The following is a 21,152-nucleotide window of genomic DNA, read 5'->3' on the forward strand; positions in this document are numbered from 1 at the left end:
ATAGAGCATGACGGCCAGGCGAATGATCTCTGGGGATGTCTTGAAGTACCGAAAGGGACTGTGTTTTTCCATTCCGAAACGCTACGGCCCGCCCTGCCCGCCTCAAGCAGGTTTCCTCTGACAGTGCCCAATGCTATAGCTTATTGCGGCAAAAAGCTGGTCGAAAAACCAGGACCACCTCTGTCTTCTCGCACAACCCGCGGATGTTCATGTCCTCGATCATCCGCTGGCGCAGCGGGGTGGTGTTCTTCTCCTCCATGGGAACCTCCTGTCTGACGGTGGGAAGACCCCAATCGTCAGCCCAAAAAGCCCAGCCACATAGAAAAACCGTGAAATGACCGACCAACTCCAGCCGCGGGCACCATTGCCGCGCGAGCGGCTTAGTCCATCCGCCCACCAGGTCGATGGCCGCAGTTGACGATGGCTGATTTCAAATTTGAGCTGGCGTCTCTGTCTTGCTGCGCAATGTGCGCAGGACCAGTTCGTAAAGCCTGGCACGCGGGGTTGAAGCCTCGCAAATACCCCGAAGGAGCGCGCTTAGCCATCCACCAGGGACCAGAACCCGTATTTGCGGCCATGCTTCTGCCGAAGCGCTGCGACAAAGCCCTTATGCGTCAGGACTGCACCATAGTCGGTGATCGCTGGCTCCGACGCCTGGCATTCCGCCAGATGGCGCGCGGCATGGCGGTAGCGCGTGGACTTCGCACCCTTTAGCGTGTCCTCGACCATCGCGCGGCGCAGCAGCGTCGCGGCCAGCGGGTGGCGCGCGTCCAGCGCCTCTGCGGCGTGGGTCAGCGTGGTGTAGTTATCGCCGTCCAGCTCATCGGAGCGCGCCTGCACTACCTGTGCGGCCCGATCAAGCGCGGGCCAGTCAACCAGGAAGCTGATCGCCGCGGCTAGGCGAGGATAAATTTCGACAGCATCAAGTGCCTTTTCCTCGGCCTCGATATCGTCAAAATCCGGCAACAAATTGAGGTATTTGCGCAGGGCGCGCGCGTTCAAACCCTGCTCGAACGTGGACCAGAGATGCACCTTCAGATCGTCCAGCTTGCCCAGACGGTCGAGGCAGTCTTCATAAACCTCATCAAGATTGGAATGGAAACTCCGGAAGGGGGTATCCGCCTCGCGCGCCATGGAGGATCGAAGAATATCATAGGCTTCCTGAACGCGCCCCGCGTCGATCAGACGGCGCGCAACATCGGGGGCGATGGTGCCATAGGTCAGTTGCTCGGCCGAATAGCGGGCCATGTAGGCATCGACGTCACCCTGCGCATCGGCCACATCGGCAAGGATGATCGAGCAGGTTGACTGCTTTGCGCGGCGCACGGAGTCTGCGGGCGACGAGGACAGGCCAAAGCGTTCATACGCGGCCAGCTCTTCGGGTGTCGGCGGCGTGTCAGCCCATGTCCTGGTGATCTGTTTGAGATGCTCCAACCCTTCCGGGCCAAGCGCCTCTGCCGTCTCTGGGATGATGCCGTCGAATTCGCCATAGCCCGCATCGGCGACCGCATCGAGGATCCGTTCGGCCAGCGTCTGCGGATTGATCGTGACCCGGGACGCCACCAACCCGATCATCGTGACCGCCTGGTTGAACACGTCACCGACCGAGCCGTTGCTATCATCGGTGCGCTCATGGATGGACGGGGCGAGTTGCAGGAAGGACCAGAGAAGCTCGAACGCCTCGTCCGCGTCCTGCGGCGCGATCACCGTCTCGATCTGAGCCAACAGGCTGTTCAGATCCTTGACGAGCGCGCGCTGCTTGCGCCAGTCGACATAGCTTCGCGACCGCCGCAGAGACGCAAACCGCTTGCGCAGATCCGCGGTCACTTCTTTGGGGCCCTGTGCTGCGCTCAGTTCCATTCGAGCGCGACGCTGCAAGGCCGCGGACCCCTGGACCAGCTCCATCACCAGCTCTGCGAGTTTGGGCGCGCCAAGACTTTCGAGATTGGCTTTGTTCAGGGTTTTCTTGGACATCGCGGTCACTCGAGATCTGTTTCGGAAAACCTTATCCACAAACCGCTCGGGATGACAGAGCGCCCGCAGTCGAGCCGTCGCGTTGATTTCATTGAATATTTGTTGTGCGACTCGTCAAACGTTGACGTGGTGTTGACATGGAATGCGGACAAGCAAAAAGCCCCGCGAGATGCGAGGCCTAAGACTTTGGTATTGTTTGGTAGTTTTGGTTGCGGGAGGGCGCATTGGCCTTGACCGAACCTCTGAGGCACGTATGAATTTTGGCCGAAGACGGACTTAAGATGGCGCGCGCCTGAACCTGCGTGCTGTTCAGCTTCTGTTAGGGCATACAAAAATGGACCGCACCGTCAGATACCTTGGTGTCGAACTTGAAGATGCACTGGCAATATCGGAGGCGTTAGAAATATAGGCGTTTGGGCCGTTCGACATAGACGGCCCAACGCGGTCGTTTACCACTCTATTTCAAGCCGCAGCGCAGCTTCTCGAAAGCTTTCCTTAGATCGACCTTCTCCCACAAGGTTAAAGCCTGCTACCAAAGTTGGGCTGATGGTGCCGGACCAATCTGCTGCTAGCGCGTCGGTCTCGGGCTGCCTCAGAACCGAACTTTTCTGTTGGTTCTGATAAGTGTTCGCCATCAGAGTAACCTGAATAGTTAACTCGAAAGCGAACCCCATGCTCCAGACACTTGGACTTCTTCTAGGCTGCCAACTGCTGGGCGAAATAACCGTGCGGGGCTTTGGCCTGCCAGTGCCCGGTCCTGTTCTCGGTCTTACCCTGCTCGTCCTGTTGCTCGCCGCCATGCCGCCGATTGCCGAACAACTCCGGCCGACCACCACGGTCATCTTGGCGAACCTGTCTTTTCTGTTCGTGCCTGCGGGTGTCGGTGTAATCGGCAACCTCGGTGTCTTATCTGAAGACGGGGTTGCCCTGCTGGCAATCCTGACGCTTTCGACGGTGCTCTCGATGTTAGCTGCTGTGGGAACGTTCATCGGCGTGCGGCGCGCCACCGAACGATGGGCGTCATGACAGACGTCGCAAGCCTGTGGAGCTACCTGTCGACGACGCCGCTGATCTGGCTGACCACGACAATCATCGGATATTTAATCGCTGATGGCGTGGCGCGGCGGTTGCGTAACCCACCTTGGGCCAATCCCGTACTTCTATCGGTGTTGCTGATTGCACCGGTGCTCTGGCTGACACGAACAAACTACACGACGTATTTCGAGGGTGCCCAATTTATTCACTTCCTGCTCGGTCCCGCGACGGTGGCTTTGGCCCTGCCGCTTTGGGACAACAGGGATACGATCCGGACCTCGATCGCTCCGATCGTGTTGGCTTTGCTTGCAGGCTCGATCGTCGCGGCGGGATCGGCCATTCTACTGGCCCGTGCATTTGGTCTGCCCATGGACATCCTGTTGTCGTTGGCACCGAAGTCTACGACCGCGCCAGTAGCTCTCGGTATCTCTGAAGCGATCGGAGGGATACCGGCGCTAACGGCCGTGCTGGTTATCATGACAGGGATCATCGGGGCCGTGACAGTCACCCCTTTGATGAACCTGCTGCGGATCACCGACTGGCGGGCGCGCGGTTTTGCAGTCGGCGTAGCCGCACATGGCATTGGAACGGCCCGTGCGTTTCAGGTGAACGCTGTGGCAGGGGCCTATGCGGGCATCGCTATGGCCCTCAACGCTCTGTTGACAAGCCTCATAGTGCCGCTACTGGTGAGCTGGCTGATTTAAAAGCGACCCCGACGCAGGGCTTGCGAGGAGTGTGTCAGGGGGCTGGGACTCCGGGTAGTATCCGGGTTCCTGCACTTGCCAGAAAAGCGGGCGGCCCTTAGCTGCCATTGATCGAGACTACCTATGCTGCGGTGCGGCCCGTCGAAGCGGCCATTCGTCCATTGTGCAGCATTTTTGAGGGTCAAGCGTCGGTCTGCGGGACGAAGCTGTCCTTCGCTTCAAACGCAAAGGTCCGAATCATGCTGCCGCAGCGTGCGACATCTCGGGGGTAAGCGGCCTGACGGTTGTGCGGCAGAGCAGATGCAGCATCTCGACGAAGCGGACGCGCGATCCCGGCGGGGCATCATCGCCGCAGGGAGAGGACACCCTGCGGCCCCAGACCATCCATCGACAACATATGCACGTCGCAGCCGGACCCGTTCATCCGCGACCCAAATCCACCAAGTATCAGACCTGAACAGTCATTCCGCCACGATTGCCGCCGGCATGGGTGCGGACAATGGGGCAGGCATCGCGCGTGCTGCCCCGATCCGGCAGGTTGCGTCGGCGGCGGGCACCAGTCCGGCACCGAACACCGGGTCCATCCCTTCCGGACCCAGGTCGGTCGCGGCGGCCTTTAGGCGGGCTTTGACCGCGACTGCGGACAGGTCTGGTTCGGCCAGTCGTAACAGCCCCGCCGCAGCCGTGACGAACGGCACGGCAAAGGACGTGCCGGTCTTGGGCCGCGCCCCGCTGACAGAGGCGGCGGTCCAGACATCGACGCCCGGTGCGGCCAAATCGATATGCACACCCTGCACGGCACGGCGATAGACCTGCTGGTCGCGGTCCACCGCCGTCACCGCCAGCACCTCTGCGATCGCGGCGGGGTGCTGCGGCTTGGCGCGTGGCCCCGCGTTGCCCGCAGCGGCCACGACGACGATGTCGCGGTTCGTCACCAGATGGCGCACCAGTTGCGTCAGCGCTGCGTTGGGCGGCCCGGCAAGGCTCAAGTTCAGCACGCCGACATCCTGCTGCGCGACGCGGTCGATGGCATCCAACAATGAGAAGACATCAGCGCGTTCGTCCCCGCCTGTGCGATGGAACGGGTCGATTGCCACAACGCTGGCCTGCGGCACAAGGCCTGGTGACCGCGTATCGGGCCGCCCGACCAGCAAGGCCGCGACGGCGGTGCCATGCAGCGCCCGCGACGCGCCATCCTGCAGGGGTGCAAAATCAAGCACGGTCAGATCAGCGCCCGCAAAGGTCTCGTGGTCGGGGTTCAGCCCAGTGTCGACGACCCCGATGCGCAGGCCCGCCCCACAGCCTTGCGCCCGGTCGGTCGGCAGGGTCCAGCCAAAGCCGGTGCGGATCGGGCAGTCGATGCCGGCGCACCCCGGATCGAACCCCTGTTCGCTGCGGTAATAATGGTTCAGGTCGGCCGTGGTGCCGCTGGGCTGCGCGCGCACCAAGTCGCGCGCGGCCGTCAGCGTCACGCCTTGGGGCGTGCGCAGGCGACGGGCCACCGCATCAAGGCTTTCAAGCGAGCGCTCCTCGATCAGCGTGAATCCCTGTGCCTGCAAGGCTGCAAGGTCGGCGTCGGCCAAGGCCAGCACGACAATCTCATTTGGCACGGCAACAGGCGGCGGTGGGGGTGGCGGCGCAGGGCGCGGGGCCGGCTGCTGGACGCGACGCTGCGGGGTCGGTGCGGCCTGCTGGACACGGCGTTGCGGCGCGCGAATGATGCGTTGGGAGCGGTCACGATCCCGGTCGGCCGGGCCTGCACGGCGCGGACGATCGTCGTCATCATCATCGTCACCGTCATCACCGTCATCATCGTCATCGTCCTGCGCCAAGGCTGCGCCAAAGGACGCGCCGGGGCCACTGGCCAGCACCGGCCCAAGACCGATCAGACCTGCCAGAAACAAGAGCCACAGAGTGCGTGTCATGCGAATTGCCTTTCCATCGCGGTGCGTGTGCAATGATGATACGTTTGCGCAGGGGTGGTATTCCCATGCTCAGGATTTGCGCCACATTGGCGCAAGGACAAGTCAGGAAAGTGATCTCTTGCCCGACCGTGATTTTGCCGCCGACCTGATTGCGCTGCTGCCCGATCTGCACCGTTACGGGCTGCGATTGTCGCGGCGTGGCGATGTGGCCGACGATCTGATGCAAGTCACGGTCGAACGCGCGCTGCTGGCGCGCGACCGCCTGGACCCGGATCGCGCGATGAAACCCTGGCTACTGCGCATCCTGCACAATGCCTTTATCGACATGACGCGCCGAACCCGCACCCGCGGGCAGGAGGTGGATATCTTTGACGTGCCGGAGGCGGCGACGGTGGACGGCGCCGCCGTGACCGAGGCGGCGCTGATGCTGTCGGCGGCCGACCGGGCGCTGGCCGATTTGCCCGACGACCAGCGCGCCGTGATGCTGCTGGTCTGCTATCAGGAGATGACTTATGCCGAGGCGGCAGAGATCCTCGATGTGCCGGTCGGCACGGTGATGAGCCGCCTTGCGCGCGCGCGCAAGGCAATGGCTGCGCGAATGGGAATAAACTGACCTGTCGCGCGTAGGTGTGGCGAAGGGGACAAGATAACGATGACACAGCACAATTTGACCAATGCCGACCTGATGGCCTTTGCCGATGGTGAGGCCGATGGTGCCACGGCCGCGCTGATCCGCACGCGTCTGCCGGATGATCTGGAGCTGGCGGCGCGGCTGCGCGCCTTCACCGCCACGCGGGATGCGATGGCGGGGCTTGCGGCACAGGACGCGGCAGGGTCGGGCCTGCCGCCCGCGTTGGCGGCGCGGCTGCAGGCGACCATCGGCGCGAAGGGGGCTGCGAGCCCCGATCCGATTACCGCACCTTTGGATCGCGGTGCCACTGTCGTGCCATTGCGTCGTCCCACGCCGCGCGCCGTGCCGGTCTGGTTGGGGGCGCTGGCCGCATCGCTGGCGCTGGCTGTGGGTCTGGGGACCGGGCTGATGCTGGGTGGGCCATCGCAGCAGGCCCTTGATCCGGTCTTTTCAGCACTTGATACGGTGCCCTCGGGTGACACTGTGACCCTGCCTGACGGGCGCGAACTGCGCCCCGTTGCCAGCTTTGCCGCATCCGACGGTGTCTTTTGCCGCGAATACGAGGTGTCGTCCCCGGACGGCACCGGCAGCGTCGCCATTGCCTGTGCGGACGGGACCGGTTGGGACACCCGGCTGCTGATCCCCACAACGACGGCATCCGGCTATGCCCCTGCGGCGGCACCGGACCTGCTGGACACCTGGTATGCAGGCAGCGACGCTGGCGCGCCGCTAATCCCCGAGGACGAGGCAGCGGCGCTTGCGATCCGCAGGGATATTGTCGCAGATTGAGACAGCACGCAGCCAGACCGCTACATCCGTCTTCACTCGCCGCGCTGGCGTGATCGGACGCTTTGGCGGATGCCGCCAAAGCCCACCTCGATCCTGCCCAAACCGCACCATTCAACTTGATGAGATCCGGCCAAACGCGGTGGGGACGACCCTTGCGGTCCGCCCCCCTTGCCTGCCTCTGCCCTGACGCCGCCGGTTGTGCGGGTGTCCCGCCGTCCGACGTTGCGTTCCGCAACGGGGAGCCGCATGCCGTCCCCCTGTGTCTTGGCGATCAAAAGATGAAGTCGTCGCTGTCGAGCTGGTTCAATCGCGTATCGTTCAGGACCAGGCGGCCTTCGTCAAAGTCGAAGACGACCGAGGAGCCGACCTGACGCGCATCGCCCATCGCCTCACCGAAGGAATTGATCGACCGCAAGGCCGACAGGTCGATGTCGTCGTCGCCGCTTTCGAAATCGGTGATCCGGTCGGCACCGGCCGTGAAGACGAACACGTCGCCACCCTCACCGCCTGTCATGACGTCGTTGCCCGCCCCGCCGTTGAAGCGGTCGTTGCCTTCGCCACCGGACATCACATCATTGCCGGTGTCGCCGATGAAGACATCATTGCCTTCGGCACCGGTCATGCGGTCATTGCCCGCACCGCCTGAAAGAAGGTCGTCGCCTTCACCACCCGACAGCGTATCGGTGCCAGCGCCACCGAACAGCCTGTCGTTGCCTTCGGCACCATCAAGGCGGTCGTTGCCACCGCCACCATAGGCCACGTCGTTGCCTTCACCCGTGAATATCTGATCGTTGCCAAGGCCGCCGTCCATCCGGTCGTCGCCGCTTTCGTCGCGCAACACGTCATTGCCCGCGCCACCGAACAGACGATCCTCGCCTTTGCCGCCGAACAGAAGATCGTTGCCGTTTTCACCGAAGAGCTGGTCGTCGTCATCGTCGCCATAGATGCGGTCGCTTCCGGCGCGGCCATAGATTCGATCTTCACCATCGCGGCCACGCAGGACATCGGCGAAGGCCGTGCCATAAATCAGATTCGCCGCGTCGTTTCCTGTCTTGATAGCCATTGCCGGTTCTCCTTCCTGGGACGCCGGCGCACCATCGCCGACATAGTATGGACGGCTGACATACCCGACTTATTCCCACCCCCTACATCTTTTTTGCGGCAGGTCGTCGCGCCGATCGCAGTTGAAAAAAAATCGACAGGCCCCGGGAATAAACCCGGTCGTTCGCGCGTCATTGCAGCATCGGGGGCCGGAATGCACCAGCAGGACGCGCCATCCGCAACATGACCTCGAAAGGACACGACATGATCAAGACATCTCTTTTGGTTCTGGCCATCGCCGTCACCGGCGGTGCCGCCTCGGCCCAATCTGCCAACTTCAGCAGCATCGACCGCAACGGCGACGGCAACCTGAGCTATGCCGAGCTGACCCGCACCTTCGGCCGCGCAGCGGCGGATCGGTTGTGGGTCCGTGGTGATGGCAACGGCTTTACTCCGAACGAGATTGCGCGGATCAACCGCAACAATGACGACGACGACCGGCCCCGCCTGCGCCGCGCCTTTGGTGACAATGATGATGATAACGACGACCGTCGCGGTAGTGGGCGCGCTTCGCGCGACGACAATGACGATGACGACAACCGTCGCGGTGGCGGCCGTGCTTCACGCGACGACGATGACGACGATCGGCGCGGCGGCAATCGCGGACGTGATCGTGACGACGATCGTGACGATGACCGCGACGATGACCGCGACGATGATTGATCCCCGCGCGTGCTGACTTGACGTTCGGAGACGGGACGGCACGCCGTGTCGACCCGTCTCTGGTGGTATTCTGCATCACGAGAAGACCGCGTTGATCGCTGACGTCACAACGCGAGATCAGGCCTGCCACATCAAGCGGCAACCAACCCCTTTTGGACCGTGACCGAGACGGCAATCCTCCTGAAAATGGCCGGGAATTATCTGGAAAAGCTCATCTACTGGTGCCAGTGATGTCTAAAAAATGAAAGTCCGCGTCAGGGGATAACTGCAACGCAGCGTTTCGGCATGCGGCCTGTGCCGGCTTTGGGTCGTTCGCTGCGGCCGATACCAAAGGCAGGAAGCAGACCGTCGCTGCATCGATAATTCAATCACCCAAGATCTGCGCAAGCAGATCACCGCACATGCCGATCAGTGTGATGGCGGCGCTTTTGATGCAGCTTTCAAACGGACCGTGTTACTCCAATCACCTTTTGGCTGCCGTCTCTCAGGCCGGGCAGGTCTTCGAGCCACGCGCCGGTCGTATTCCTGACTGAAATTGGAACACGGTCCATATCCAAGCCTCAATCTTCCCCGAACAGATCCCGCGTGAACACGCGCGCGCACACGTCCGCTAGATCGGCGGTCACACGGTTGGCGACGATGACATCGGATTGCGCCTTGAAGGCCGCCAGATCTCGCACCACGACAGAGCCGAAGAACAGATCGTCGGGCAGTTCGGGCTCGTAGACCACGACGGTGATGCCCTTGGCCTTGATCCGCTTCATGATACCCTGCACGGAGGACTGGCGAAAGTTATCGGACCCCGCTTTCATCACCAGCCGGTGGATGCCGACCACGCCCGGCTGCATCGCGACAATGCGGTCCGCCAAGAAATCCTTGCGGGTGCGGTTCGCGTCCACGATCGCCTGCATAATGTTCTGGGGCACCGTGGCGTAATTTGCCAACAGCTGCTTGGTGTCCTTGGGCAGGCAATAGCCGCCGTAGCCGAAAGACGGATTGTTGTAGTGCCCCCCGATCCGCGGGTCGAGGCTGACGCCTTCGATAATCTGGCGGGCATGCATGCCACCGGCCATTGCATAACTGTCGAGTTCATTGAAATAGGCGACCCGCATCGCGAGGTAGGTGTTGGAAAACAGCTTGATGGCCTCGGCCTCGTCCGGGTGGGTGAACAGGACGGGGGCATCCTTCCTGATCGCGCACTGCACCAGCAGTTCGGCAAAACGGCGGGCCTCGGGCGTGGTGTCGCCCACGATGATCCGGCTGGGGTGCAGGTTGTCGTGTAGCGCGCGCCCCTCTCGCAGGAATTCGGGGCTGAACATGATCCGGTTGCTGCCCAGAATCGCGCGGGTCTTTTTGATGTAGCCCACTGGGATTGTGGATTTCACAACGACGTGGATGTCCGGGTTCGCAACCAGCACCTGATGTGCCACCGCATCCACGGACCGAGTATTGAAAAAGTTCTCCTGGGGATCATAGTCGGTGGGCGTGGCGACGATGGCGTAATCCGCGCCCTCGACGGCCTCGGCCAGATCGGTCGTGGCGCGCAGGTCCAAACGCCGCGTCGCGAGGTAATCCTCCAGCTCAGTATCCTCAATCGGGCTACGCCGCGCGTTCACCAGATCGACCCGGTCCTGCATCAGGTCCACGGCCACGACCGTGTGATTTTGGGCCAGTAGCACCGCGTTCGACATGCCGACATAGCCCAGGCCGATCACCGCGATCTTCATTCGATGACCAGATGCAATGGAATATGGCGCTGGATCAAAGGCTGCCAAGAGGTGTCGTCTGCCGTGGCCTGAAGACCGTGGTGGTCAGTGGAACGCTTTGTCATGGTGAAAGCCTGCTTTCGTTGATGTGATTTCGAAGATCGTGTCATGAACAGGTCCTGCGCTTTCATGTCTGAGCCGCCATGATCACGTCGCCCGGAAACGCCGTCAATCGAACAAGCCTGAAGACGGTGCATGCCGCATGATACGTCACGGGTGTTGACTGACGGCAGGTTGCCGTGTCGGGTGCGGGTCCGAGAGCATGTAGCCGAAGCCGCGGACATTGCGGATCAGACGCGTTTCACCGCCACGTTCGATCTTTTTGCGCAGATAGGACACATAGACCTCCACCACGTTCGTATGCGGATCGAAGTCATAGCCCCAGACGCCTTTCAGCAGTTCCATCCGGCTGACCACCTGCTCCGCATGCACCGCCAGGAAATGCAGCAGCGCAAACTCGGTAGCCGTCAGCCCAAGATCTTGATCGTCGCGGGTCACGACCTTGCGAGTAAGGTCGATACGCAGGTCCGCAATGGCGAGGGTGCCTGTGGCGGGGATTGCGTCCGCCAACTTGCTGCGCCGCACCAGCGCCTCAATCCGCGCCAAGAGTTCCGCAAAGGCGAAGGGTTTGGTCATGTAGTCGTCGGCCCCCGCACGCAGCCCGTCCAGTTTGTCCTCCAAAGCGTCGCGGGCGGTCAACATCATGATCAGCGTGCCGTTGCCCCTAGCGCGGATCTGTCGACAAAGGTCGACCCCTTCGGCGTCGGGTAGCATCCGGTCCAGCAAAACCAGATCGGGGCGACGGGCATCCAGCCGGTCCGTTAAGTCGTGACCCGCATGGGTCACGGCAACGTCGTAGCCTTCAGCAGACAGACCCGCCGCAAGGAAAGCGGCAATTTCTTGGTCGTCCTCGACGATCAGGATGCGTATCATGGCTCTGAATTCTCCAGCGGCAGAGTTATGGTAATGGTGGCTCCCGGGTCTCTAAGTGCCGTGTCATGCCCATCCGTTTGGCGCAGGATGCGGATCGTGCCCGCATGTCGGTCTACGATCCAGCGCGCGATCGACAGGCCGAGACCGGCACCGCGACTCGCCGCCCGGCCCTGACCCGTCCCGCCCCGATAAAAGCGGATAAAGGCCTGTTCTGCCTCTGCTGCAGTGAACCCCGGTCCCTGATCGGTGAGACGTATCTCGGCCATTTCATCTGTCACCGCCAGATTAAGGTGGACCACCGTCCCTGCGGGGGCCAGACGGATCGCATTGTCCAGCGGGATCAGCACCGCCTGCCTCAGCCGGTCGTGATCGCCCATCACGACAACCGGTTCATCGGGCTGCTCGAAGGTCAAGGTGACGCTTTGGGCGCGCTCGAATCCCGCGCTGTCCTCCAGCACATCAGCCAGCACGTCCTGCAGGATGACGTGGGTGCGCTCGATGGTGATGGAGCCTGCCTCGGACCTGGCGAGGAATAGGAGGTCTTCGACCAGACGGCCCATTTGGGCGGCTTTGCGCACGACCTGTTGCAGCGTCTCGCGCAGGCGCGCAGGTGGCGAGTCGGTCGCGCGCAGCGTCACCTCGGCCTGACCGCGCAAGATGGTCAACGGGGTGCGCAGCTCGTGGCTGATATCCGCCAAGAACCGGGCGCGTGTTTCATCCAACGCTTTCAGCCGGGCGACCGCTGTCTCGAGTTCTAGGCCACGCGTGTGCAACTCGGAAGTGCGGTCGGCAACCTTCTGTTCCAGATCTGCCTTGGCCTGCGTCAGCAAAACCTGCTGGTCCCTGATTTGCGCGGTCATCGCGTTGAACCTGCGGCCAAGATGGCCCAACTCGTCCGGTGCTGTGACCGGCACCTGGTGATCCAGATCGCCGCGCCCCACCGCATCCGCCGCCTCGGCAAGGGCGGCCACCGGGCGCAGGACCGTGCGGTGTAGCACAACGGCATTGGCCAGCGCCAGAAGGCCTACAACCGCGACCAATCCGACCGCCAGCCAGAACACCCGCCGCGCCAGCATGTCTGACGTGGCCGCGGCTCGGATCACCTTGTCGCGTTCGCGGTCGGTGGCCACATCAATCAGTTGTCCCATCACGCTGTCGAACTGATGTTCGATCCGGTCGATATACAGCAACTCTGCCGCCGCGCGTTGCCCTTGTGTCAGAAGGCGCATCACGTCGCCCCGGGCTGAATCCAGTGCTGCAAGGGTGTCTCGCATCCGGCCAATCTGGGTCAGCTCGGCCTCTTCGCTGCCACGCTCGACCGGGTCACTGGCGTTTTCCAAATCGGCCCGCACGAGTGTTTCCTTGCGCGTCAGCGCTTCCTCCAGCGCGCGACGGGCTTCGATGACCTCTGTCGTATCCTGGCCAAGGATGAACAACTCTGCCACTTGTTCCGAATAGTCGTTTGCGCGCGCTGCGATCAGGTTAATGGCCCGGATCTGGTCATAGGTTGCAACGCTTTGACGGCGATTTTCGGCACCGATCTGCAGGATCATGATGATCAGCCAAGCAATGAGTGCCACGGCCAGCGTGACGACGATATGGCTCGCCAGGATCTTGGTTCTGATCGTCATGTCGCGGATGACCCCACCCCTTCGCCCTGCCATGTAGGGCCTGGCACGTCGCGCGTTTTCGCAAAGCGCCTGAACATCTGGCACCCTACGCAAGAATATCGACCGCGGGACACGGGCGCACGCGCCAAACCGCTTTCTAAGGAAATTCTAATTTGAAAGCGGGGAATATTAGCCGATGTAACACGTTCATGACACAGACGGCTTTTTGCACGATTGTCTGACGCCGTAGCGATCATTTGCTTAACAGGAGTTTGCAGCGACCATGTTCGATCTTGTCACCGGCCAGAAAAGTCGCTCGACCACGGTCGATGCGTCGCGTCCGCCCCGTATCGTTTTGTATTCCCACGACACCCTTGGGTTCGGGCATTTGCGCCGCAACCTTCTGATCGCGGGGGCGCTCAAGCAGGGCCAGCGCACGCCCGAGATCCTGATGATCGGCGGCATGCGCGAGGCAGGGGCCTTTGCCATGCCGGACGGCGTCGATTGCGTGACCTTACCCGCTTATGCCAAAGGGACCGACGGGATTTACCGACCGCGCGATCTGGGCGGCGATCTGACCGCTCTGCGCAGCCTGCGTGCGCAGATCATCATGGCGACAGTCGAAAGCTTCGCGCCCGATCTGATGATTGTCGACAACGTGCCGCGTGGCGCGCAATACGAATTAGATCCGGTTCTGGACATGCTGCGCGCAAGGGGCACAACACGGCTGGTTCTGGGTTTGCGTGACGTGATCGACAGTCCGGGCGTGGTGCGGCGCCAATGGCTGCGGCAGCGCAACTTCGAGACGATCCGCAAATTCTATGACGCCGTATGGGTTTACGGCGACCCAAGTCTCTATGACATCTTGACCGACTGTGAGCTCGGTGGCGCTATCGGCGAAATCGCACAGCATGTGGGCTACCTTGATCCGGCTGTGCGCTTGTCGCAACCGCTTGCAGGCCAGGACCGTGACGCGGTGCTGGGTGGTGACGCACGCCCCTACGTCCTATGTGCCGTAGGCGGCGGGCGCGATGGCAATGCGGTCTGCGCGGCCTTCGCCGAGGCGAGACTGCCGGCAGGCCACCGGGGGATATTGATCACCGGCACACAGATGCCGCAGGCTCTACAGAACCGGTTACGCAAGATCGTCGCGCGGCGCTGCGACATGACCCTCGTGCCCTTTGTGGGCGAACCCATTGCACTGATGCAGGGGGCGGCGCGGATCATATGCATGGGCGGCTATAACACGACCTGCGAGGTGCTGTCGCTGGGCCGTCCCACGCTGATCGTGCCCCGTGCGAAACCCCGCGCCGAACAATTGATCCGCACCAGTCGTTTGGCAGATCGGCGTTTGGTGGACATGCTGCACCCGGACGCGCTGAGTGCGGAGGCTTTGAGCCAGTGGATGCAGGCAGATACCGCCTTCGTTCCCGCATCGACCTTGGTAATGAACGGCCTCGATACGGTGCGCGGTCCGGTGGACGGGATGTTTGCGGCAACACCGGCGATGGCACCCCTTATGGCGAAGGCATCGTGATGAGCAAACATGTTCCCGGCCCGATCGGCTATATCGTAAAGCGGTATCCCCGCTATTCCGAAACCTTCATCGTGAACGAGATCCTCGCCCACGAGGCTGCGGGCACGGCGATCGAGATATTTGCCCTGCGGAGCGTTGAGGAAAGCCATTTCCAGGACATCCTGGGGCAGGTCAAGGCGCCTGTTACACGCATTCGCGACAAGTATACCGGCCCAGATACGATATGGGCGATGATCGCGCGAGTCCGCGACACTCTGCCCGGCGCCTGGGACGCACTGGCACGGCTGGACGGGCTGAACGGTCAGGACATTGTGCAGGCCATAGACATCGCGCTGCACTGCCATGCGCGCGGCATAGTGCACTTGCATGCGCATTTCGGCACCGTGTCCACCTCCGTGGCGCGGGGGGCAGCGGCGCTGGCGGGGATCGGTTACAGCTTTACCGCGCACGCCAAGGACATCTACTGCGACTATGCGGAAAATCAGTATCTGGACCTGAAACTGCGCGATGCCACCGCCGTCGTCACCGTTTCGGACTACAACGTGGGCTATTTGCAGGATCGCTTTGGCGCGGATGCGGGCCGCGTGACGCGGATCTATAATGGCCTCGATCTGGACCGCTTTGCCCATCAGCCGCCCAGCCCGAACGCTACCGGCATCCTCGCCGTCGGGCGTCTTGTGGAAAAGAAGGGGTTCCACATCCTGATCGAGGCGCTGCGCCTGATGGCCGCCGCGGGCCGCGCTGCCCCCTGCACCATCGTCGGCAGCGGCGAGGAGGCTGAGAACCTATCGCGCCAGATCGCCGCCGCTGGTTTGCAGGACAGCGTGACGCTGGCCGGGCCGCTGCCGCAGGGTGCTGTCTTTGACGCGATGCGCAGCGCCGCCGTGCTGGCATGCCCCTGCGTGGTGGGCGGTGACGGCAACCGCGACGGTTTACCCACGGTCCTGCTTGAAGCGATGGCGCTGGGTCTGCCGTGCGTCGCGACCGACGTGACCGGTATCCCGGAGCTGGTCCGCCACGACGAAACCGGCCTGATCGCGGTCGAGGGCGACCCCGAGGCGCTTGCCGATGCCCTCACGCGCCTGCTGAACGATGCCGAACTGCGCCAGCGGTTTTCCGACGCTGGCCGTGAGAGGATCGCGGCGGATTTCGATGTCGCTGTGAATGCTGCCCGCTTGCGCGACGTGTTCACCGCTGCCACGGCATCTAGCCTGCGGGGGGTCGCGTGATGCGCATCGCCTATGTCTGCACCGATCCGGGCATCCCAGTCTTCGGCACCAAAGGTGCCTCCGTCCATGTGCAGGAGATGCTGCGCGCTTTCACGGGCAGAGGCGCTCAAGTCACCATAATCTCGCCGCGCATCGGGGACACGGCCCCCGCCGATCTGGCCGGCGTCGTGATCCACGCGCTGCGACCCCTGCCATCGGGAGAGGCCGTCGTGCGTGCGCAAGCTGCCCTTAGTCAGAACGCACACGTCACGCAGGCGCTGACGGAAGCCGGTCCCTTTGACCTGATCTACGAACGCCACGCCCTTTATGCACATGCGGCGATGCAGTTTGCCTGCGACGCAGGCGTTGCCGGCGTGCTAGAGGTCAATGCCCCCCTGCTGGCCGAGCAGGCCCGTCACCGCACGCTGGCATTGCCCGCAGATGCCGATGCCTCCACCCGCACCTGCATGGGCGCCGCCACCACCGTCACCGCCGTCTCGCCTGTGGTGGCCTCCTATGCCCGCGACCACGGCGCGCGCTCGGTAGAGGTCATTCCCAACGCCGTCACACCCGCCCGTTTTCCACAGCAAGATCCGCCCATGGGGCCGTTCACGCTGGGGTTTCTGGGCAGCCTGAAGCCTTGGCACGATGTGGACACGGCGCTGGATGCCTTTGCCCTGTTGCATGCTGAAGCGGTGCCCGATGCGGTGCTGCTGATCGTAGGCGATGGGCCGGAACGCGAGCGATTGGCTCATCGTGCGGACGCCTTGGGCGTGGCCGACGCCGTGACCTTTACGGGAGCGGTCGCCCCGGACGCGGTGCCTGCCATGTTGGCGCGCATGCATGTCGGTCTGTCACCATACGCGGCAAGCGCGGACTTTTATTTTTCGCCGCTGAAGATATATGAATACATGGCGGCCGGACTGGCGGTGGTGGCCAGCGATGTTGGCCATCTGGGGCAAGTTGTGGACGACGGCACCACGGGTCTGCTGACGCCTGCGGGCGATGCACGGGCGCTTGCCAACACGCTGTCGCGATTGGCGGCAGACCCTGCATTGCGCATGCGTCTGGGCACCACTGCCCGCGCCCATGTGATGGCGCACCACACGTGGGACGGTATTGCCGCCCGCGTGATGGGCCATGCAGACCAGCATGCAGACCAGACCGCAAGCGCCCCCGCATGAGCAGGCCAGACAATTTGTCCGATAGCCTGCCGGGATTGCGTCGCGTCATGGCGCGGCTGACCCCCTACATGCGGCCGCACCGGGTGATGCTGGCAGGCTCCATGGCCGGGCTGATCGCCGCGACGTTGATGAAGCTGCTGGAGCCCTGGCCGCTGAAGTTCGTGATCGACGCGGTCGTGCCCTCGGCCAGCACAACCGCGGCCAGCACGCTCGATCCCATGACGTTGCTGGCGCTGTGCGCCGTTGGTCTGCTGGCCATCGTGGCGCTGAAGGCGCTGTTCCAGTATCTGGCGACCATCGGGTTCGCGCTCGTGGGTAACCGGGTGCTGACGGCGGTGCGGGCGGATTTGTTCCGCCACCTGCAGGCCCTGTCGCTAGGGTTTCATACCCGCGCCCGTGGGGGCGATCTGACCATGCGGCTGATCGGCGATGTCGGCATGCTCAAGGAAACCGCCGTCACCGCAGCCTTGCCCCTCTTGGCCAGCGTGCTGGTGCTGGTAGGCATGGTGGGCGTCATGTTGTGGTTGGACTGGCAGTTGGCGCTGCTTGCGCTGTCACCCTTGCCGATCCTGTGGCTCATCTCGCAGCGCGCGACGGTCAAGATTCGCGACATCAGCCGCAAGCAGCGCAAGCGGCAGGGCGAATTGGCCGCCACAAGCACGGAGACAATGGCAGGCATCCGTTCTGTGCAGGCGCTGGGGCTGGAGGAGAGCCTTTCGACTACGTTCTCGGGGGCCAACGACAGCGACATGAAGGCGGGCGTGAAAGGCAAGAAGCTGTCGGCAGGGCTGGAGCGGTCCGTCGATGTGCTGACCGGCATCGGTCTGGCCATCGTGCTGTGGTTCGGGACCTTGCAGGTGCTGAACGGCCGGATCACCCCCGGCGATCTGCTGATCTTCGTCAGCTACCTGAAGCAGACCTTTCGCCCGGTGCGCGAATACGCCAAATACACTGCCCGCCTGGCCAAGGCGGCGGCAGCGGGCGAACGGGTCGTGTTGCTGTTGGACGAAGTGGCCGAGGTGCGCGACGCGCCGGGTGCAATTGCCGCCCCCGCCCTGCGCGGTGCCATCGCGTTTCAGGACGTGCGGTTCCGTTACGCCGCAGATGCGCCCGCCACGCTGGACGGTGTCAGTGTGGCGCTGGAGGAGGGGACATCCGTCGCGATCACAGGGCCGTCGGGCGTGGGCAAGTCCACCTTTGCCAGCCTGATCCTGCGGCTCTATGATCCCGAAAACGGCCTGATCCGCATCGACGGGCATGATCTACGCGCGCTGACGATCCGGTCGCTGCGGTCGCAGATCGGCTTTGTGGCACAGGATCCGCTGATCTTGCGTGGCACCATCGCGGAAAACATCGCCCTGGGGGCAGGGCGAACCGTGACGCCCAAGGAAATCGCCGCCGCCGCGCGGCTGGCCGATGCGCACGATTTCATCATGGCGCAATCGCAAGGATACGATACGCTGGTGGCCGAACGGGGCGCGACCCTGTCGGCGGGTCAGCGCCAACGCATTGCCATCGCGCGCACGGCCCTGCGCAATGCCCCAATCCTGATCCTGGACGAACCCACCGTGGGTCTGGACCGCAAAAGCGAGGAGGCGGTCGGCACAGCCCTGTGGCGGCTGGCGCGCGGGCGCACGACGCTGCTGGTGACCCATGATCTGGCACTGGCCGCTCGCGCCGACCGGGTGCTGGTGCTTGACGGCGGGGCCATCGTCGAGGATGGCGCACCGCAAACCCTGATCCGCGCGGGTGGCCGCTTCGCCGCCCTGCACGCGCGGCAACAGGGCGATGCCGGCCCCGAAGGCAGCGGGGGGCAAGTCCGTGCTGTCGCCGTCTGACGCAAGCGTAGTCGCCCGCGACCCCGCGCTGGCCGGCCTTGCGACCCTTCTTGACCCGATCGCGCTGACTGCACTCGTGGGCCGCACCGATCTGATGGTGACCTACTTGCGTTACAAGCCCGGCACCAGTTGCCTGATCGGTCTGGCCCCGCGGGACGGTGGCCTTGGGGCACTGGCGGTGATTGCCGTGCCTGCCGCCCGCTGGCCGCAGTTGCGCGCGCGGCCCAAATGGCAGGCGGGGCCTGACCCGGTCGCTTTTCATGATGCGATTCATGTCGCGGTCGTGCCTCTGCGCCGCATCCGCAATGTGAAGGGGCACAAAGCACTGACTGACCCCGGACGCCGTGCGGCGCTGCTGGCCGGTCTGGGGCTGGCAGAGGCGCCGATGTCTCTGCTGCGGTTCAAGCCGGAGCGGCGGCTGGTGTTGCAGGTAGTCACAGCAGATGGCGCAAAGGCCTTGCTGAAATTCCACGCGGCCATGGGCTTTGACCGGGCGCTGCGGGGGGCGCGGCATGCGGCAGCCCATGCGGGGGCGCCGCTGCTGACGGTGGACGTGCGTCGTCATGCGATCCTGTCGGGCTGGATCGATGGCACGGCGCTGCACCCGTCGATGGGTGAAGCTGCGTTTTACGCGACGGGTCTGGCGCTGGCCCGTCTTCATCAGGTCATCACCCCCGACCTGCGGTGCACTGACCGCAGCCGCGAGGTGACGGAATGCAATGCAGCCGCCCGCGCCATCGCGCAACTGGCCCCGGATCAAGGCGCGCGCGTCCGCAGCCTCGGAGCGCGTATCGCAACCCTTCTGCTGGCCTCGCCTATGCAACCCTTGACGCTGCATGGGGATTTCAGCGCGGATCAAGTGATCCTGCAAGGTGACAGGCCAGTCATCCTCGACTGGGACCGGATCGCATTGGGTGATGCCGGGCGCGATCTGGGCGGGTTCATCGCTAGGCTGGAGGCGGATGTGCTGGACGGGCGATTAACCGATGTCACCGCCACCGCCGCCGGTCAGGCTTTGCTGCGCGGCTACGCGACCCATGCCCCCCTGCCAGAGACACTGCCCGCCCAGCAAGCACGCGCCCTGCTGGCCCTTGCGACAGAAGGATTCCGTCGTCGTCAGCCCGCGTGGCATGACCGTATGGCTGCGCTGCTGACGCGGATCGAGGACTTGCTCTCGCACCAGAAGGACGATCCACTGGCCGTCACCCCCGGCCTGAGCCTCGCGCTGGATGCGCAGGCCATGCGAGGGCATGTCGACGCCGCCTTCGGTGGGGTCGGAAGGGCAAAGTTAACAGCGACCCTGCTGCGGCACAAACCCGGTCGCCGCGCACTGATCCGCTATTCCGCCGACAGCCCACCGCGCGTGCGCCTGGGGAAGCTGCGCGCCAAAGGCCCCGACCGCCGCACCCCGGCCTTGCACAATGCCTTGCGTGCCGCCGGTCTGGACGGACGTGCACCGCACCATGTCGGTGTGCCGCAAGCTTTTGGTGGATTGGACGCCCCCCCCGTCTGGTTACAGGCACAGGTCGATGGCCCGACCATGACGGAGGCGCTCCTCGACGGTGCAGGTCCCGGCGTGGCGCAGCGTGCCGGTGCCGCGCTCGCGCTGCTGCATGTGACACCCGTCGCCACTGACCGAACATGGACCATGACCGATGAGATGGCGGTGTTGGACAAGGGCCTGCGTGTCGCAGTGCAGGACGTGCCCGCAGAGGCCGCGACCATCGCCCGGATCAGTGCAGCTGCACACCGCGTCGCAGCTGCGCTGCCATCTGGTTCGGTTACCGGGATTCATCGGGACTTTTACCCCGACCAGATCCTGCTGGGGGATCCGGTGACATGGGTATTGGATCTGGACCTCTACGCAAGTGGGGACCCGGCGGTGGATTTGGGCAACATGCTGGCGCATCTGACGGAACTGGGACTGCGCACGGAGAAGGATCCCGACCGCTTTGCCGCGCACAAGCGCGCTTTCGTCACGGGCTACGGCGGAGCGGATCGGGCAGGTGGTGCCGCGCGAGTGGAGGCGCTGCACTGGATCTCGCTGGCGCGGCACATACAGATCAGCCGCCGCTTTGACGACCGCCAACACACAACCGCGCCCTTGATCGCACTTTGCGAGCAAGCCTTGGCCAACTGACAGTATCGCGGATCGTCTTGGTGGCCACGTGGGTGTATCGCGCGGTGGTCGTCAATTTGGCATGGCCGAGCAGCACCTGGATCACCCGCACATCGGTGTTGGCTTCCAGCAGAT

18 protein-coding genes and 2 pseudogenes are annotated in these 21,152 nt (G+C 63.6%); 11 read left to right on the plus strand and 9 right to left on the minus strand.

The features are described from left to right. From ACOI1H_RS16525 to ACOI1H_RS16535, 3 genes and pseudogenes are all read right to left on the minus strand, one after another. A pseudogene (locus ACOI1H_RS16525) lies at nucleotides 1-72 on the minus strand (IS6 family transposase); the annotation flags it as partial. A gap of 61 nt (nucleotides 73-133) precedes the next feature. After that, complete coding sequence (locus tag ACOI1H_RS16530; protein WP_422438942.1) at nucleotides 134-259, minus strand: hypothetical protein; 126 nt, start codon at nucleotides 257-259, stop codon at nucleotides 134-136. A 278-nt stretch (nucleotides 260-537) separates the two neighbouring features. Next, on the minus strand, nucleotides 538-1,974 hold the full coding sequence (locus tag ACOI1H_RS16535) for a DUF6880 family protein (protein ID WP_422438943.1): 1,437 nt from the start codon (nucleotides 1,972-1,974) through the stop codon (nucleotides 538-540). A 295-nt stretch (nucleotides 1,975-2,269) separates the two neighbouring features. Between ACOI1H_RS16535 and ACOI1H_RS16540 the strand changes: the two are divergent. From ACOI1H_RS16540 to ACOI1H_RS16550, 3 genes and pseudogenes are all read left to right on the plus strand, one after another. Then, nucleotides 2,270-2,383 (plus strand): annotated as a pseudogene (locus tag ACOI1H_RS16540) (integrase); the annotation flags it as partial. A 263-nt stretch (nucleotides 2,384-2,646) separates the two neighbouring features. Then, on the plus strand, nucleotides 2,647-3,000 hold the full coding sequence (locus ACOI1H_RS16545) for a CidA/LrgA family protein (protein WP_422438944.1): 354 nt from the start codon (nucleotides 2,647-2,649) through the stop codon (nucleotides 2,998-3,000). Beyond that, nucleotides 2,997-3,713, plus strand: coding sequence for an LrgB family protein (locus ACOI1H_RS16550; RefSeq protein ID WP_422438945.1), 717 nt, complete (start codon nucleotides 2,997-2,999; stop codon nucleotides 3,711-3,713). Before ACOI1H_RS16545 ends, ACOI1H_RS16550 begins: the two co-directional genes overlap by 4 nt. A gap of 461 nt (nucleotides 3,714-4,174) precedes the next feature. On the opposite strand, the gene ACOI1H_RS16555 is transcribed toward ACOI1H_RS16550, so the two are convergent. Then, the gene (locus ACOI1H_RS16555) at nucleotides 4,175-5,638 is read right to left on the minus strand and encodes a S8 family serine peptidase (protein WP_422438946.1); all 1,464 of its coding nucleotides are present in this window, start codon (nucleotides 5,636-5,638) and stop codon (nucleotides 4,175-4,177) included. 118 nt (nucleotides 5,639-5,756) lie between these two features. On the opposite strand from ACOI1H_RS16555, the gene ACOI1H_RS16560 reads away from it, so the two are divergent. Together ACOI1H_RS16560 and ACOI1H_RS16565 are read left to right on the plus strand one after the other, a co-directional pair. Then, nucleotides 5,757-6,251, plus strand: coding sequence for an RNA polymerase sigma factor (locus tag ACOI1H_RS16560; protein ID WP_422438947.1), 495 nt, complete (start codon nucleotides 5,757-5,759; stop codon nucleotides 6,249-6,251). 39 nt (nucleotides 6,252-6,290) lie between these two features. Further along, nucleotides 6,291-7,058: an anti-sigma factor family protein gene (locus ACOI1H_RS16565; RefSeq protein WP_422438948.1), complete on the plus strand. Its 768-nt coding sequence runs from the start codon at nucleotides 6,291-6,293 to the stop codon at nucleotides 7,056-7,058. A gap of 271 nt (nucleotides 7,059-7,329) precedes the next feature. On the opposite strand, the gene ACOI1H_RS16570 is transcribed toward ACOI1H_RS16565, so the two are convergent. Beyond that, a complete protein-coding gene (locus ACOI1H_RS16570; protein ID WP_422438949.1) occupies nucleotides 7,330-8,121 on the minus strand; it encodes a calcium-binding protein in 792 nt (263 codons plus the stop codon). A gap of 242 nt (nucleotides 8,122-8,363) precedes the next feature. Here ACOI1H_RS16570 and ACOI1H_RS16575 point away from each other — a divergent pair, with 242 nt between their 5' ends. Then, nucleotides 8,364-8,822 (plus strand): hypothetical protein, encoded by a 459-nt coding sequence (locus ACOI1H_RS16575; RefSeq protein ID WP_422438950.1) that lies wholly within the window; start codon nucleotides 8,364-8,366, stop codon nucleotides 8,820-8,822. A gap of 560 nt (nucleotides 8,823-9,382) precedes the next feature. Here the strand turns inward: ACOI1H_RS16575 and ACOI1H_RS16580 are convergent. The 3 genes from ACOI1H_RS16580 to ACOI1H_RS16590 form a co-directional block, all read right to left on the minus strand. Further along, nucleotides 9,383-10,549 (minus strand): nucleotide sugar dehydrogenase, encoded by a 1,167-nt coding sequence (locus ACOI1H_RS16580; protein ID WP_422438951.1) that lies wholly within the window; start codon nucleotides 10,547-10,549, stop codon nucleotides 9,383-9,385. 249 nt (nucleotides 10,550-10,798) lie between these two features. After that, a complete protein-coding gene (locus tag ACOI1H_RS16585; protein WP_422438952.1) occupies nucleotides 10,799-11,521 on the minus strand; it encodes a response regulator transcription factor in 723 nt (240 codons plus the stop codon). Beyond that, nucleotides 11,518-13,152, minus strand: coding sequence for an ATP-binding protein (locus ACOI1H_RS16590; RefSeq protein ID WP_422438953.1), 1,635 nt, complete (start codon nucleotides 13,150-13,152; stop codon nucleotides 11,518-11,520). Before ACOI1H_RS16590 ends, ACOI1H_RS16585 begins: the two co-directional genes overlap by 4 nt. A 262-nt stretch (nucleotides 13,153-13,414) precedes the next feature. On the opposite strand from ACOI1H_RS16590, the gene ACOI1H_RS16595 reads away from it, so the two are divergent. Genes ACOI1H_RS16595 through ACOI1H_RS16615 form a run of 5 tightly spaced genes read left to right on the plus strand, consistent with a single transcriptional unit; the run spans nucleotide 13,415 to nucleotide 21,038 of the window. After that, nucleotides 13,415-14,668 (plus strand): glycosyltransferase family protein, encoded by a 1,254-nt coding sequence (locus ACOI1H_RS16595; protein ID WP_422438954.1) that lies wholly within the window; start codon nucleotides 13,415-13,417, stop codon nucleotides 14,666-14,668. Then, entirely contained in the window at nucleotides 14,668-15,897 is a 1,230-nt protein-coding gene (locus ACOI1H_RS16600) for a glycosyltransferase family 4 protein (RefSeq protein ID WP_422438955.1), read from the plus strand. Before ACOI1H_RS16595 ends, ACOI1H_RS16600 begins: the two co-directional genes overlap by 1 nt. Further along, a complete protein-coding gene (locus tag ACOI1H_RS16605) occupies nucleotides 15,897-17,060 on the plus strand; it encodes a glycosyltransferase family 4 protein (protein WP_422438956.1) in 1,164 nt (387 codons plus the stop codon). Before ACOI1H_RS16600 ends, ACOI1H_RS16605 begins: the two co-directional genes overlap by 1 nt. After that, complete coding sequence (locus ACOI1H_RS16610) at nucleotides 17,057-18,898, plus strand: ABC transporter ATP-binding protein (RefSeq protein WP_422438957.1); 1,842 nt, start codon at nucleotides 17,057-17,059, stop codon at nucleotides 18,896-18,898. The genes ACOI1H_RS16605 and ACOI1H_RS16610 overlap by 4 nt, the downstream gene beginning before the upstream one ends. Further along, on the plus strand, nucleotides 18,849-21,038 hold the full coding sequence (locus tag ACOI1H_RS16615; protein ID WP_422438958.1) for a phosphotransferase: 2,190 nt from the start codon (nucleotides 18,849-18,851) through the stop codon (nucleotides 21,036-21,038). Before ACOI1H_RS16610 ends, ACOI1H_RS16615 begins: the two co-directional genes overlap by 50 nt. Here ACOI1H_RS16615 and ACOI1H_RS16620 read toward each other — a convergent pair. After that, nucleotides 20,962-21,152: tyrosine-type recombinase/integrase (locus tag ACOI1H_RS16620; protein ID WP_422438959.1), on the minus strand; the 191-nt coding region annotated here is incomplete at its 5' end. The two genes, ACOI1H_RS16615 and ACOI1H_RS16620, sit on opposite strands and share 77 nt — an antisense overlap.

Origin of the sequence: Loktanella sp. DJP18 (assembly GCF_049310965.1) — a bacterium.
Classification (GTDB): Bacteria; Pseudomonadota; Alphaproteobacteria; order Rhodobacterales; family Rhodobacteraceae; genus Loktanella.

What these genes read in the sequence shown, in the direction of transcription:
- ACOI1H_RS16530 (WP_422438942.1), bottom strand. Translation starts at nt 259, where the DNA reads ATGGAGGAGAAGAACACCACCCCGCTGCGCCAGCGGATGATCGAGGAC.
- ACOI1H_RS16535 (WP_422438943.1), bottom strand. Translation starts at nt 1,974, where the DNA reads ATGTCCAAGAAAACCCTGAACAAAGCCAATCTCGAAAGTCTTGGCGCG.
- ACOI1H_RS16545 (WP_422438944.1), top strand. Translation starts at nt 2,647, where the DNA reads ATGCTCCAGACACTTGGACTTCTTCTAGGCTGCCAACTGCTGGGCGAA.
- ACOI1H_RS16550 (WP_422438945.1), top strand. Translation starts at nt 2,997, where the DNA reads ATGACAGACGTCGCAAGCCTGTGGAGCTACCTGTCGACGACGCCGCTG.
- ACOI1H_RS16555 (WP_422438946.1), bottom strand. Translation starts at nt 5,638, where the DNA reads ATGACACGCACTCTGTGGCTCTTGTTTCTGGCAGGTCTGATCGGTCTT.
- ACOI1H_RS16565 (WP_422438948.1), top strand. Translation starts at nt 6,291, where the DNA reads ATGACACAGCACAATTTGACCAATGCCGACCTGATGGCCTTTGCCGAT.
- ACOI1H_RS16570 (WP_422438949.1), bottom strand. Translation starts at nt 8,121, where the DNA reads ATGGCTATCAAGACAGGAAACGACGCGGCGAATCTGATTTATGGCACG.
- ACOI1H_RS16575 (WP_422438950.1), top strand. Translation starts at nt 8,364, where the DNA reads ATGATCAAGACATCTCTTTTGGTTCTGGCCATCGCCGTCACCGGCGGT.
- ACOI1H_RS16580 (WP_422438951.1), bottom strand. Translation starts at nt 10,549, where the DNA reads ATGAAGATCGCGGTGATCGGCCTGGGCTATGTCGGCATGTCGAACGCG.
- ACOI1H_RS16585 (WP_422438952.1), bottom strand. Translation starts at nt 11,521, where the DNA reads ATGATACGCATCCTGATCGTCGAGGACGACCAAGAAATTGCCGCTTTC.
- ACOI1H_RS16590 (WP_422438953.1), bottom strand. Translation starts at nt 13,152, where the DNA reads ATGACGATCAGAACCAAGATCCTGGCGAGCCATATCGTCGTCACGCTG.
- ACOI1H_RS16595 (WP_422438954.1), top strand. Translation starts at nt 13,415, where the DNA reads ATGTTCGATCTTGTCACCGGCCAGAAAAGTCGCTCGACCACGGTCGAT.
- ACOI1H_RS16600 (WP_422438955.1), top strand. Translation starts at nt 14,668, where the DNA reads ATGAGCAAACATGTTCCCGGCCCGATCGGCTATATCGTAAAGCGGTAT.
- ACOI1H_RS16605 (WP_422438956.1), top strand. Translation starts at nt 15,897, where the DNA reads ATGCGCATCGCCTATGTCTGCACCGATCCGGGCATCCCAGTCTTCGGC.
- ACOI1H_RS16610 (WP_422438957.1), top strand. Translation starts at nt 17,057, where the DNA reads ATGAGCAGGCCAGACAATTTGTCCGATAGCCTGCCGGGATTGCGTCGC.
- ACOI1H_RS16615 (WP_422438958.1), top strand. Translation starts at nt 18,849, where the DNA reads ATGCCGGCCCCGAAGGCAGCGGGGGGCAAGTCCGTGCTGTCGCCGTCT.